General features: G+C 66.4%; 8 protein-coding genes and 1 tRNA gene. All 9 read right to left on the reverse strand.

Features of this window, described 5'->3' with window-relative positions:
• Positions 1 to 162: 162 nt before the first annotated feature.
• The gene (locus ACIA8C_RS10085; protein ID WP_397132992.1) at positions 163 to 1,113 is read right to left on the reverse strand and encodes a hypothetical protein; all 951 of its coding nucleotides are present in this window, start codon (positions 1,111 to 1,113) and stop codon (positions 163 to 165) included.
• 95 nt (positions 1,114 to 1,208) lie between these two features.
• Complete coding sequence (gene xerC / locus ACIA8C_RS10090) at positions 1,209 to 2,510, reverse strand: tyrosine recombinase XerC (RefSeq protein WP_397132994.1); 1,302 nt, start codon at positions 2,508 to 2,510, stop codon at positions 1,209 to 1,211.
• Positions 2,511 to 2,635: 125 nt separating this feature from the next.
• Positions 2,636 to 2,709, reverse strand: a tRNA-Ile gene (locus tag ACIA8C_RS10095).
• Positions 2,710 to 2,922: 213 nt separating this feature from the next.
• Complete coding sequence (locus ACIA8C_RS10100; protein WP_397132996.1) at positions 2,923 to 4,086, reverse strand: DUF3566 domain-containing protein; 1,164 nt, start codon at positions 4,084 to 4,086, stop codon at positions 2,923 to 2,925.
• Positions 4,087 to 4,128: 42 nt separating this feature from the next.
• Positions 4,129 to 6,651, reverse strand: coding sequence for a DNA gyrase subunit A (gene gyrA / locus ACIA8C_RS10105; RefSeq protein ID WP_397132998.1), 2,523 nt, complete (start codon positions 6,649 to 6,651; stop codon positions 4,129 to 4,131).
• A gap of 55 nt (positions 6,652 to 6,706) precedes the next feature.
• Positions 6,707 to 8,761 (reverse strand): DNA topoisomerase (ATP-hydrolyzing) subunit B, encoded by a 2,055-nt coding sequence (gene gyrB / locus ACIA8C_RS10110; protein WP_397133000.1) that lies wholly within the window; start codon positions 8,759 to 8,761, stop codon positions 6,707 to 6,709.
• Positions 8,762 to 9,350: 589 nt separating this feature from the next.
• Positions 9,351 to 9,911, reverse strand: a complete 561-nt coding sequence (locus tag ACIA8C_RS10115) for a DUF721 family protein (RefSeq protein WP_397133788.1) — start codon at positions 9,909 to 9,911, stop codon at positions 9,351 to 9,353.
• A gap of 154 nt (positions 9,912 to 10,065) precedes the next feature.
• Positions 10,066 to 11,247: a DNA replication/repair protein RecF gene (gene recF, locus ACIA8C_RS10120; RefSeq protein WP_397133002.1), complete on the reverse strand. Its 1,182-nt coding sequence runs from the start codon at positions 11,245 to 11,247 to the stop codon at positions 10,066 to 10,068.
• 222 nt (positions 11,248 to 11,469) lie between these two features.
• Entirely contained in the window at positions 11,470 to 12,645 is a 1,176-nt protein-coding gene (gene dnaN, locus ACIA8C_RS10125; RefSeq protein WP_397133004.1) for a DNA polymerase III subunit beta, read from the reverse strand.
• Positions 12,646 to 12,845 lie beyond the last annotated feature (200 nt).

Raw genomic sequence — 12,845 nt, forward strand, 5'->3', positions numbered from 1 at the left:
TTCGCCCGCCGATCAGGGGCGACGACATATCGGTAGTGCCATATGGATTTCCACCGGGTTACGGACAGAGCGACGCGGGTAATTTTTTCGACACCGGCCTGGACGAATTCGCCGACCTCCCGACGTCGGCATCCGGGCCGCCCCGCATCCCTTGTCCTTGTCCTAGTCGACGGACAGGTCTTCCTCGGCTCCTGTGCTGACCGCAGTTTTGCTCGGATCCCCGGCATACCGGCGGATGATCTCGCTGAGCTGATCGCGGTGCTCGCGGGCGGCACGGTCGGCCATCGCGTGGGCGGCGGTGATCGCTCGGGAGTACTCGACGTCACGCCGCTCGAGTTGTTCACGGTAGTCGGCGTGCGTGGCATCGAGCTGTGCGCGCAGACCCTTGTTCTCCTTGACCACCTCGTTGTGCTGCTGGCGAGCCGTGTCGCGCTGTCCTTCGGCATGCGACTGCGCGGCACTAGCCGCATCGACGTGTCCGCGCATCTCGGTCAGGACGGTCTCGGCTTCGGTGTACACCTCATCCCGATCCTTCTCCGCAGCCGCGATCCGTTCGGCCGCATCCTGTTCGACCTCGGCGAGACGGTCGACGGCTTCTTCCCTCGCGATCTCGGCTTCTTCGGCGGCGGCGAGGGCGAGCTGCTCGAGTTCGACAGCCCGCCTCAGCTGACGCTCCATGGCCGCCAGGGCTTTGCGCGCGTCGTCGCGTTCCTGTTCTGCGGCATCCACGCGCGCCGTGGCTTCCCGCTGCACCTCGGCGATCTCGCGTTCCACGGTCGCGGGGTCGGTCAGGTCGCTGAACATCTCGGCCGCGTCGTCGGCGACCGCAGCGAGTTCGGTGCGCAGCTGTTCGTAGCGGTCCAGGAGTCCGGCCAGGGTGATCACGCCGTCGGTCACCGGGCGCAGCGGTGGCTGGGCTGTTTCGGTGCGGGCCTCGCGGGCGGTCAGCTTCTGCTTGAGCCGCAAGGCTTTTCCGGCGGTGTGGTCGGGGTGGTTGCAGTATTCGCGGGGCGCGCCGCGCTTGCCGGGCGGCCGGGCGGGGACGGGTGCGGTGCAGCCGGGGAACTGGCACTGCCCTGGTGCGGTGATGGCGTTGGTGACGGCTTTCAGCATCGGATTCCGTTCCAATCCATTGCATTGCATTCCGTTTCGGTGGGGATGGAATGCAATGCAATGGATTTCGCTCGGTGGAGCTGTGACGGTGTCGGTCAGGCGGCGAGGGCGACCATGGCCGCTCGGGCCGCGGGCAGTCGCTTGGCGATGACGGCGGCGGCTGCTTCGCTGGAGCGACGGTCGTTGTGCCCGTAGACGCGGTCGGTGACGAAGGTCGACTCGTGCCCGGCGTCGCGGGAGACGACGAACAACTCCACCCCGTCCTGCAACTTCCAGGAGATCGCGGTGTGGCGCAGCGTGTACGGGGTGAGGTGCTTCACAGACAGGGACTCGATCGCCTCGCCGTAACGTGCGATCAGTTCCTCGGGGTCCGTGCCGCGCCACTGCGCCTTCTTGGTGAACGGCGCGAGGTAGGCACGCGCGCGGATGTCCTGATTCTTCCTGAACGCCTCGGCGGCGAAGGCCAGCGCTTCGAGACGCTTGAGCGCGGGCTGCCAGGCCTTCTCGTGGAAGTAGGACGCGGTGATCGGCCTCCCGGTGCGGGTGTGGAACAGCAGATCGCCGGGGTCACCGGACAGATCGAGACGCTCGATGGTCGACAGCGGGACGTTCACCGTGCGGACGCCGCGCTTGGTCTTGGGCTTGCCGAGGGTGAGCTTGGTCCCGGAGTCCTTCCACGCCTTGTTGATCCGCACGGCACCGGTCGTGGCGTTGATGTCGCCTTTGAGCAGTGCGCCGACTTCGCTGGGGCGCGCCATCGACACCAGTCCGAACTCGGCTTGGGGCTGCCACCGCTCGATGATGAGGTGCCAGAACAATTCCCATTCGTCGCTGTCGAAGATGTCGAGCTCGGTGTCGTACCTCGGTGGCAGCCGGGTACCGGAACACGGGTTGAACGACAGCAGCTGCTGGGGGCGTTCTTCGACCGCCGCCCGCAGTCCGGCGGAGAGAAAGCCGTGCTTGTTCTGCACGGTCTTCGGCTTGTTGCCGATGTCCTGGCTCAGGAACACGATCCAGGCGGCGTCGGTGTCCTGGGTGACGGCCTCGAGCGGGGCGCGCTCGCCGAAGTAGCGGGCGATGTCGTTGTGGATGTAGCCGAGGTATTTGCGATGCACGGCCGCGGAGATGGCGCCGGTGCTGAGCCTGCGGTCGGCGTATTTGATCAGCCACGGGACCAGCAGGGTGAGCCCGGCATCGATGTGCCGTTGGCCCGCGAGCTCCGCGCGGGCCTCGGTCAGGCCGACCTGCTCGATCCGATCGGCCCACAACAGGGCCTCGCCGTACTCGTTGAACGTTTCCGAGGACTGACGGCGGATGCCGCCGGTGTCGTAGTAGTTGAAGTACACCTGCCAGGCGACGGTGCCGTCTTTGCGCGGCCGCGGGCGGGGTGTGGGCATGCGATGCCTCCCATGGTCATGTCGTAGCTATCGACGTGTCCTGAGAAGCAGGTGATGACCGCGTTGATGACGCGGGATCAGATCCAGACTAGCGAAATAGTCGATGATCTGGCGTTCGAGGAAAGTGGGCCTAGGAGGACTTGAACCTCCGACCTCTTCGTTATCAGCGAAGCGCTCTAACCGCCTGAGCTATAGGCCCGTATGACCCTTGTGTTCTTCCACCTGAGCCGAGGCTAGAGATTACCCGACCTCGCACACTACCTCCAAAACGGCTGGTAGCAGGGCTGCCACGGGGACTCATGATGGTTGGGCGGAGGCTGCGGGAAACTGGGTTGCGCGCGGTCCCGACTACCGAAAACGGCCGGTGTCATCCCGTGGATCGGGACGGCACCGGCCGGTGGTAGGTCGAGTTCTAGTCGGGGTCGGCGAGTGTCACCTGGATGCCGCCGACCAGGTCACAGCACTGGTTGTAGATGAACGTACCGACGGTGCCGAGCGCGGTGAACAGCACCACGTTGATCAGCCCGATGACGCCCGCATAGCCGAAGACCGTGCCTGCGTCGATGAGCCCGACCGACCCGCTGTCCTGGGACACCATGTCGGTGAAGGTGTTGTTCAACCGTTCCCACACGCCCATGCCTTCGAGCACGATGTAGAGCAGGCCGACGGCGAGCATCCAGACGAAGAACATGGCGACGCTGATGACGAGCGAGATCTTCAGCGTGGACCACGGGTCGATCCGGCGGATCTGCACGGTGGCCCGCAGCGGCTCGCCGGTGGCGACGGCCGCGGCGACCGCGACCGGCACCGCGGGCGAGATGGGCGCCCCCTGCGGACCGGTGTGCTCGGCCGACGGCGGCAGCGGGTGGCGGATCTCCGAGAGGTCCGGCATGTCCTTGATCAGTTCGGGCCTGGCGATGCTGCGGGTCGGTCCATCGATGCCGACCGACTTCACCATGGCGGCTTCCTTGCGGGCCGCCTTGGCCGCGAGGTCGGCGGTGGTGCGTGCGTTGGTCACGCCACCGCCGAGGCCGCCACCACCGCCACCGGCCGGCGCACTGGAGCCGCTCGGGCGTCCGGTGACCGGCGCCTGACCGGGCCGGTACAGGTTGGACTGTGGTTCCCGCTGCGGCAGTTGTGCCCAGCCGTCCTGGAACGGCGATTGGCCACCACCGTTGCCACCGGACTGATCCCCCGACTCGGGTGCGCCGGGCTCTGAGTTGTTCATGCGGACAGTCTGATCGAACGGATCTTGCCCGGTGTGACCGGGCGCCTGCTCCGATCCCTTCGGCTGGCCCGCGAAATCGCCTTGCTTGTCTTGCATTTCGCGTTGCTGCCCGCCGCCGGATTGCGCACCACCCGGCTGGCCGCCGCGCTGCTGGCCTGCGGCGGACTGGGCACCACCCGATTGGCCACCGTTCGGCTGGCCGCCACCCGGCTGCCCGCCCTGCTGGCCGTTGTCGGCCGACGAGCCCGGGCGTGGGATCGGCCGCGGCGGAATCGGGGACGGTGCGATCCGCTCGGTCACACCGTTCGTCTGGTGCCGCTCGTCATTCGGCTGATTCGGAGTGGTCAATGGGAATCCTTAGATCCGTTCGTTGCCGCCGCTGTGGGGTTACTACTCAGAGGAACCGGTGTCGCTGTCTTCGCCGGCGAGCAGGTCGGGATCGGGCTCGTCGGCATTGCGCGCGATAGCAAGCAACGTATCGCCCTCGCCGAGGTTCATCAATCGCACGCCCTTGGTCTGTCGTCCAGCCTTGCGAACCTGCTTGGCCACCGTCCGGATGACACCACCACCGGAGGTGATCGCATACAACTCATCCTCGTCCTCGACGATGAGCGCACCGACAAGGGTGCCACGCTTGGGGTCGTACTGGACGGTCAATACGCCTTTACCGCCCCGGCCCTGTGCCGTGTACTCCTCGATCGCAGTCCGCTTAGCGTAACCGCCCGCCGTGGCCACCAGCAGATATGTATCCGGTCGCACAACGTTCAACGACAAGAGTTCATCCGTGGCGTTGAACCGCATGCCCTGCACGCCGGAGGTGGCGCGGCCCATCGGGCGGAGCGCCTCGTCGGTCGCGGAGAACCGGATCGACTGGCCGAGCGCCGACACCAGCAGCAGGTCGTCGTCGGCCGAACACAGCACGGCGCCGACCAGTTCGTCCTCGTCGCGCAGGTTCACCGCGACGATGCCGCCGGTGCGGTTGGAGTCGAAATCGGTCAGCTTCGACTTCTTCACGAGGCCATTCTTGGTGGCGAGCACCAGGTATGGGGAGTCTTCGTAGGATTTCAGCTGGATGATCTGGGCGATCTTCTCGTCCGGCTGGAAGGCGAGCAGGTTGGCCACGTGCTGGCCGCGCGCGGTCCGGCTGGCCTCGGGCAGCTCGTAGGCCTTGGCGCGGTAGACCCGGCCCTTGTTCGTGAAGAACAGCAGCCAGTCGTGCGTCGACGAGATGAAGAAGTGCTTGACCAGGTCGTCCTGCTTGAGCCCCGCGCCCTGCACGCCCTTGCCGCCGCGCTTCTGGCTGCGGTAGAGGTCGGTCTTGGTGCGCTTGGCGTAGCCGGTCTCGGTGATGGTGACGACCACGTCCTCGCGGGCGATCAGGTCCTCGTCGGCCACGTCGCCGTCGGCGGCGATGATCCGGGTGCGCCGGTCGTCGCCGTACTTCTCGACGATCTCGGCCAGCTCGTCGCGCACGATGGCACGCTGACGCTCCGGCTTGGCGAGAATGTCCTTCAAGTCGGCGATTTCGAGTTCGATCTTGGCCAACTCGTCGACGATCTTCTGCCGCTCCAACGCCGAGAGGCGGCGCAGCTGCATGTCGAGGATCGCGGTGGCCTGGATCTCGTCGATGTCGAGCATCTGCATCAGGCCGGTGCGCGCGGTGTCGGTGTTGGCCGAACGCCGGATCAACGCGATGACCTCGTCGAGCGCGTCGAGCGCCTTGACCAGGCCGCGCAGGATGTGGGCCCGTTCCTCGGCCTTGCGCAGCAAGTACTTGGTGCGCCGGACGATGACGTCCAACTGGTGCTTGACGTAGTGCCGGATCATCTGGTCGAGCCGCAGGGTGCGCGGCACGCCGTCGACGATCGAAAGCATGTTGCAGCCGAAGCTGGTCTGCAGCTGAGTGTGCTTATAGAGGTTGTTCAGCACGACCTTGGCGACGGCGTCCCGCTTGACGGTGACGACGATCCGCATGCCAGCACGGTCCGAGGACTCGTCGTGGATATCGGAGATGCCTGCGATCTTGCCGTCGCGTACCTGCTCGGCGATCGCGTTGATGAAGTTGTCCGTGTTGACCTGGTACGGCAGCTCGGTGATGACCAGGGTCGTGCGACCCTTGTTGTCTTCCTCGATCTCGACCACACCGCGCATCCGGACCGAGCCGCGGCCGGTGGAGTAGGCATCGTGGATGCCCTGACCACCGACGATGAGGCCGTAGGTCGGAAAGTCCGGACCCTTGACCCGCTCGATACAGGCGGCCAGGGTGGACTCTTCGTCGGCGTCGAAGTTTTCCAGCGCCCAGTAGATCGCCTCGGCCAGCTCGCGCAGGTTGTGCGGCGGAATGTTGGTCGCCATGCCGACCGCGATGCCGTTGCTGCCGTTCATCAGCAGCGCGGGCACCCGGCTCGGCAGCACGGTCGGTTCCTGCGAACGACCGTCGTAGTTCGGTACGAAATCGACCGTCTCGTGGTCGATCTCGCGCAGCATCTCCATCGCGAGCGGGGTCAGCCTGCACTCGGTGTAGCGCATGGCGGCCGCGCCGTCGTTGCCGCGCGAACCAAAGTTGCCCTGGCCGTCGACCAGCGGGTAGCGCAGCGACCACGGCTGCGCCATGCGTACGAGGGTGTCGTAGATCGAGCTGTCTCCGTGCGGGTGGTAGTTACCCATCGTCTCGGCGACCGGGCGCGCGGACTTCACGTAGCCGCGGTCGGGCCGATACCCGTTGTCGTACATGGCGTACAGCACGCGCCGGTGCACCGGCTTGAGGCCGTCGCGCACCTCGGGCAGCGCGCGGCCGACGATCACGCTCATCGCGTAATCGATGTAGCTGTTCTGCATTTCCTGCTGGATGTCGACCGGGTCGATCCGGTCGCCGCCGGCGCCTCCGTACGGAGGCAGCGTCGTGTCGGTCATCAAGTCTCCTTAGCGGGCCTGGTGCGGTTGCGGTGAGGTGGGCACGCGCACCGGCTTATACGTCGAGGAAGCGAACGTCCTTGGCATTACGGGTGATAAAGCTGCGGCGGGCCTCTACGTCCTCGCCCATCAGCACGCTGAACAGCTCGTCGGCCGCGGCCGCGTCGTCCAGGGTGACCAGCTTGAGCACGCGTACCGAGGGGTCCATCGTGGTCTCCCACAGTTCCTTGGCGTTCATTTCGCCGAGACCCTTGTAGCGCTGGACGCCGTCTTCCTTGTTGATCTTCTTGCCCGACGCGAGACCCGCCTCGAGCAGGCCGTCGCGCTCGCGGTCGGAGTAGGCGAACTCCGGATCGCTGCGCTGCCACTTGAGCTTGTACAGCGGCGGCTGCGCGAGATACACGTGGCCCTGTTCGACCAGCGGGCGCATGAACCGGAACAGCAGCGTCAACAGCAGCGTCGCGATGTGCTGGCCGTCGACGTCGGCGTCGGCCATCAGCACGATCTTGTGATAGCGCAGCTTGGCGATATCGAACTCGTCGTGGATGCCGGTGCCGAACGCGGTGATGATCGACTGGACTTCGTTGTTCTTGAGGACGCGATCGATCCGCGCCTTCTCGACGTTGATGATCTTTCCGCGCAGCGGCAGGATCGCCTGGTACATCGAGTCGCGCCCGGACTTGGCCGAGCCACCGGCGGAGTCGCCCTCGACGATGTAGATCTCGGATTTGCTCGGATCCTTGGACCGGCAGTCGGCCAGCTTGCCCGGCAGTCCACCCAGGTCGGTCGCGCTCTTGCGGCGCACCAACTCCCTGGCCTTACGTGCGGCGACGCGGGCCTGGGCCGAGGAGACCGCCTTGTTCACGATGGTCTTCGCGTCGGCCGGGTTGGCCTCGAACCAGTGCGAGAGGTGCTCGTTGCACGCCTTCTGCACGAACGACTTGACCTCGGTGTTGCCGAGCTTGGTCTTGGTCTGGCCCTCGAACTGCGGCTCGGAGACCTTGACGCTGACGATGGCGGCCAGGCCCTCGCGGATGTCGTCACCGGTGAGGTTGCCGTCTTTTTCCTTGAGGAGCTTCTTGTCCTTGGCGTACTTGTTGACCACCGTGGTGAGCGCCGCGCGGAAGCCCTCTTCGTGGGTGCCGCCCTCGTGGGTGTTGATGGTGTTGGCGAAGGTGTGCACGGACTCGGAGTAACCCGAGTTCCACTGCATGGCGACCTCGAGCTCGTGGCCGGTGCCCTTGCCGGTGAAGCCGACGACCGAGTTGTGGATCGGCTGCTTGGTCCGGTTGATGTGACGGACGAAGTCCTCCAGACCACCCGGGTAGTGGTAGGTGCGCTTCTTCACCTTGTGTTCGACCGGCGCGGCGACGTCTTCGGACTCCGCGTGCTTCGGCGCGTCGGCCGTCTCGCTGACCACCTCGTCGGTGATCTCGGCATCGGTGACGCGCTCGTCGGTGAGGGTGATGGTGAGTCCCTTGTTCAGGAACGCCATCTCCTGCAGCCGCCTGGCCACCGTCTCGAAGTTGTAGGTGGTGGTCTCGAAGATGTTGGGGTCGGCCCAGAAGCGGATCGTGGTGCCGGTCTTCTTGGACGCGTCGCCTTGCAGCAGCTTGCCGGGAACCGAGTCCTTGTACGTCTGGGTCCAGTGGAAGCCGTCGCGGTCGATCTCCGCCTCTAGCTGGGAGGACAGCGCGTTGACCACGGAGATACCGACGCCGTGCAGACCGCCGGACACCGCGTAGGAGTCGGAGTCGAACTTGCCGCCCGCGTGCAGCTGGGTCATGACCACTTCGATGGTCGGGACGCCCTGCGCGTGCATGGCCACCGGAATGCCTCGGCCGTCGTCGACCACCTCGACGCCGCCGTCGGCGAGCAGGGTGACCTCGACCTTGGAGGCGTATCCGGCCATCGCCTCGTCGACGGAGTTGTCGACCACCTCCCAGATCAAGTGGTGCAGGCCACGCTCACCGGTGGAACCGATGTACATGCCGGGACGCTTGCGGACCGCCTCGAGTCCCTCGAGGACCGTGATGGACGAGGCGCCGTAATCCGCCTTGCCCGAGTTAGCGTTGGTCGAGCCCGATGCGTTGGAGTCGTTGGCAGCCACTGGTCGGTAGCTCTCCTTACTTGCTGATCCTCCTGGCGAGGCACTGCACAGCACGCGTTGGTCCCTGGCTATGACTGCTCGAGAAATACAGGGCCACGCGGGCTGTGCGGGACGCACCGAAGGTGATCGCCGCTGGTTACGTCACCATCCTACTGGTACACCCAACCTACAGTGCACCTACGACACCCCTGACGGCTCCGTGAATGCGAGAAATCGGATTGTCGCGAGTCTGTTCTGCCCTTCGAGACTTTAGCTCGCCTCTGGGAGGATTCGGGCCGTACGGATAGATGGGCCGCCCAGCTGGCGGGCAGCCACCGGTCGGTATGCCCGTATTTCGGGCTCGTCGGACGTAGCCGACAAGTTACTAACAGGCCTTGCGGGATCATGCGCGTGGCCCGCTCCAGATGACGGATCGGCCTGTGAACAGCGCGGGAGATCAATTATCCGAGGCGGGGCTACGTCGCCATGGATTCGGCCGCGGTGCGGTGCAGGCCATCGAGCTGCTGTCGGCAAGGTCCAGCTACTACTTGAAATCGGTTGGCGCATCGAGCGATACCGATACCCGGTTTCACGTGGAACGGCGGTCGGCTTACCCGTAGGTATCGCGCGGCCCGCGGCCGCGCACGTGACGTTCGCCCTTGCGCCAGCTGGGTGCCGCGGGGCCGGTGATCTTCAGCGACGTCACCACGCCGGGCCCGACCGCGGCGTTGATCTTCGCCAGGATCTGGCTCTGCAACATCCGCAATTGGGTTGCCCACGCGGTGGATTCGGCCGCGATGCTCAGCACGTTGTCCTTCAGGGTCACCGGGGTGGCGTGCGTGGCGATGTCCTCCCCGACGACGCCGGCCCAGCGGCCGAACACCATTCCTTCGGCGACCTTGGTGGACCAGCCGCGGTTCTTCGCGAGCGACCCGGTCAGCTTGCCGAACAGTTGGGGATCACGCGCGTCCGGCCCAGCCCCCGACCAACCGCTGCGGCGGCGGGCCCCCGTCCGCAACTTGCGTTGCGGGGAGGATCGCCCCTGTCCGACGGACTTTCCACTCGCCTTCGCCGCCGCGCGGGCCTCCTCGAGCGCCCGCCTGGCCAGATCGACTCCGCGCAACTCCGGCTCTTGCCCTGCCGGTTCGGCGCCTTTTTGATCGGTCACCAGGCTCCTCTCATGTCGCGCGGCCAGAAGGTCACTCTACGACAGGGCACCGACAAAACAGAGCTGCCTCGGGCGCCGCGAAAGACGTCTCAGTTCTCCACAGGCCCTGTTGATAACCATGCTTTTCTGTGCATACGTCACAGTGCGAACGCGAATGTCACGGTGACGGCGAGGCGGGCTCGGCGATCCGGGAGGTCCGCCCGTCCGGTCCGCCGCTGGTTTCCACTCGCAGCGGCACGGCGGCGAGTTCGGCAGGCACGTCCTCCGGGACCGCGGCGGTGATCAACACCTGTTCCGCGCCCGCCGCGACGGCCGCGAGGGCGGTGCGACGGCGGCGGTCGAGTTCGGCGAACACGTCGTCGAGCAGCAGCACGGGTTCGGATCCGGTAGCACGCAACAACTCGAACGCGCCGAGGCGTAGCGCCAACGCGAACGACCACGATTCGCCGTGACTGGCGAAACCCTTGGCCGGTGCCGCGCCGAGGTTCAGTTCGAGCTCGTCGCGGTGCGGGCCGACCAGGCAGACACCGCGCTCCAGTTCCTTCGGCCGCGCCGCGGCGAGCTCGCGCAGCATGATCGCTTCCAGCGCTTCGGTGTCGTCCGGCTGGGGTTCCCTTGCGGGGTCCAGGAATTCGGGCGGCAGCGTCGCGCTGCGGTAAGCGATTGTGGCAGGGCGAGATTCGGGAGCGATCGACGAATAAGCCTGGGCGAGGTACGGGTACAGATCGTGCACCAGGCGTAGCCGGTACGTCAGCAGCACCGAGGCGTGGGTGGCCAAGTGACCGTCCCACACATCGAGGGTGCCCAGGTCCGCCCGCGATCTCGCTTGCCGCCCAGCGGTTTTCAACAATGCCGAGCGTTGACGCAGCACCCGGTCGTAATCGCCGCGGACGGCGGCGAGCCTGGGCAGGCGGGCGGTGCACAGCTCGTCCATGAAGCGCCGCCGCTCGCCCGGATCGCCGCGCACCAGTGTGAGATCCTCGGGAGCGAACAGCACCGTCTGCAGGATGCCGAGGATCTCCCGTGGTCGCCGCGCCGGCGAGCGGTTGATCTGCGCACGGTTGGCGGTGCCCTGGTTCAGCTCGATGTCGATGCGTAGTTCGCGGCCGCTGTTGACGACGGACGCGCCGATTCGTGCCTTGTCCGCGCCGATCCTGATCAGCGGGGCGTCGGCGGCGACTCGATGCGAGCCGAGGGTGGCCAGGTAGCCGATCGCCTCGAGCAGGTTGGTCTTGCCGTTGCCGTTCGAGCCGAGGAAAACCGTTCGGCCTGGGGATAATTCGAGTTCCGCGTGTTCCCAGGAGCGGAAGTCACGCAGCGACAGTGTTCGGATGAACATCCGCTACCTGGCCCCTACCTGCGCGAGTTCAGCCATCCGGAGTTGTGCGCAACGCCTCGGCGCGAGCACCGAAACCGTTGACGCCCAACCACAGTGTGTGGATGACCTGTGCATGAATGCTGCCGAGCTCGACCGCCTGGCCACCGAATCCCGCAGCGACGCTACCGGTTTCGTGGCCACCGCGGCAGTGACCGAACTCGGATCGCGGTCGTGCACAGGCGTTCAGCCCGGCAGCCGGACCGGCATCAACAGGTAGGTGTACGGGCTGTCCAGGGCCGCGAACGCACCCGACTCGAGCACCTTCGGCTCGTCCTCGACGGCAGGCAACAGCACCGCGGGACGGCTCGGCGTGGTGAACCCGAAGGTGACCCGCTCGGCGTGCAGCGCCGACAGGCCGTCGATCAGGTAGCCGGGGTTGAACGCGATGGTCAGCGATTCGCCGCGGAAGTCGGCCTCCAGCCATTCCTCGGCGCGGCCGGCGTCGTCACCGCCCGCGGACAGCAGCAGGCCCTCGGTGGAGAACTCCAGCCGCACCTGGGCGCCACGCTCGGCGACCAGCGCGACGCGCTTGATGGCCTCGGTCAGCACGGACACCTGGAGGGTGGCGATCGAGGTGTGTTCCTTCGGCAGCAGCTGACGGAACTTGGGGAATTCGGCATCGAGCAGGCGTGTGGTGGTCCGGCGGCCCGCGTTCACAATGCCGAGCAGACCGTCCGAACCCGCACCGGTACCGAGCGAAAGCTGCACGGGCGCATCGGAAGCGCCGAGCGTCTTGGCGGCCTCGGACAGCGTCCGCGCCGGAATGAGCACCGAGGTCTCGATGGCGGCGTCGGCGGGCGACCACTCGATGTGCCGGACCGCGAGCCGGAATCGGTCGGTGGCCGCGAGCACCACCTTGGCGCCCTCGATCTCGACGCGGATGCCGGTGAGCATCGGCAGCGTGTCGTCGCGGCCCGCCGCGACGGCGACCTGGCCGACCGCATTGGCGAACACGTCGACGCTGAGCTCGCCGGTCTGCTGCGGCACCTCGGGAAGCTGGGGATAGTCCTCGACCGGCATGGTTGGCAGCGAGAACTTGGCGCTGCCACAGGCGATCAGCACGCGAGTGCCGTCGACGGACACGTCCACCGGCTTGTTCGACAGCGACTTGGTGATGTCGGCGAGCAGCCTGCCGGAGACCAGTACCTCGCCGGGACCGGCGACCTCGGCGGCGACACGCATCTGCGCGGAGACCTCGTAGTCGAACCCGGAGACGGTGAGCCCGCCCTCGTCGGCAACGAGCAACACGCCACCGAGCACCGGGACCGGCGGCCGGGACGGGAGGCTACGTGCCACCCAGGCAACGGATTCCGCGAAGTCCTCTCGGGCGACCCGAAACTTCATGCTTGCAAGCTCCATCGCCCGATCTGTCCTCTCCCAGTTCCGTGAGCTGTTATGCGGTGGCCGGACATTCGTCCTCCAAGCCTGTCGGCTCGTTCAACGTTGATTCGCGCAGGATGTGGATCGACCGCCATGGAAAGTGTGGCACAGGCGACCGACACCAAACCGTACCCGCGACATGAGCTGTGGCCTAGCCCGACCCGCTAGACCGCCTCTCC

This window comes from Nocardia sp. NPDC051321 (assembly GCF_044455225.1).
GTDB lineage: Bacteria > Actinomycetota > Actinomycetes > Mycobacteriales > Mycobacteriaceae > Nocardia.

Coding starts and splice junctions, on each gene's coding strand:
- dnaN (WP_397133004.1), bottom strand. CDS start 12,645: ATGGAGCTTGCAAGCATGAAGTTTCGGGTCGCCCGAGAGGACTTCGCG.
- ACIA8C_RS10085 (WP_397132992.1), bottom strand. CDS start 1,113: ATGCTGAAAGCCGTCACCAACGCCATCACCGCACCAGGGCAGTGCCAG.
- gyrA (WP_397132998.1), bottom strand. CDS start 6,651: ATGACCGACACGACGCTGCCTCCGTACGGAGGCGCCGGCGGCGACCGG.
- xerC (WP_397132994.1), bottom strand. CDS start 2,510: ATGCCCACACCCCGCCCGCGGCCGCGCAAAGACGGCACCGTCGCCTGG.
- recF (WP_397133002.1), bottom strand. CDS start 11,247: ATGTTCATCCGAACACTGTCGCTGCGTGACTTCCGCTCCTGGGAACAC.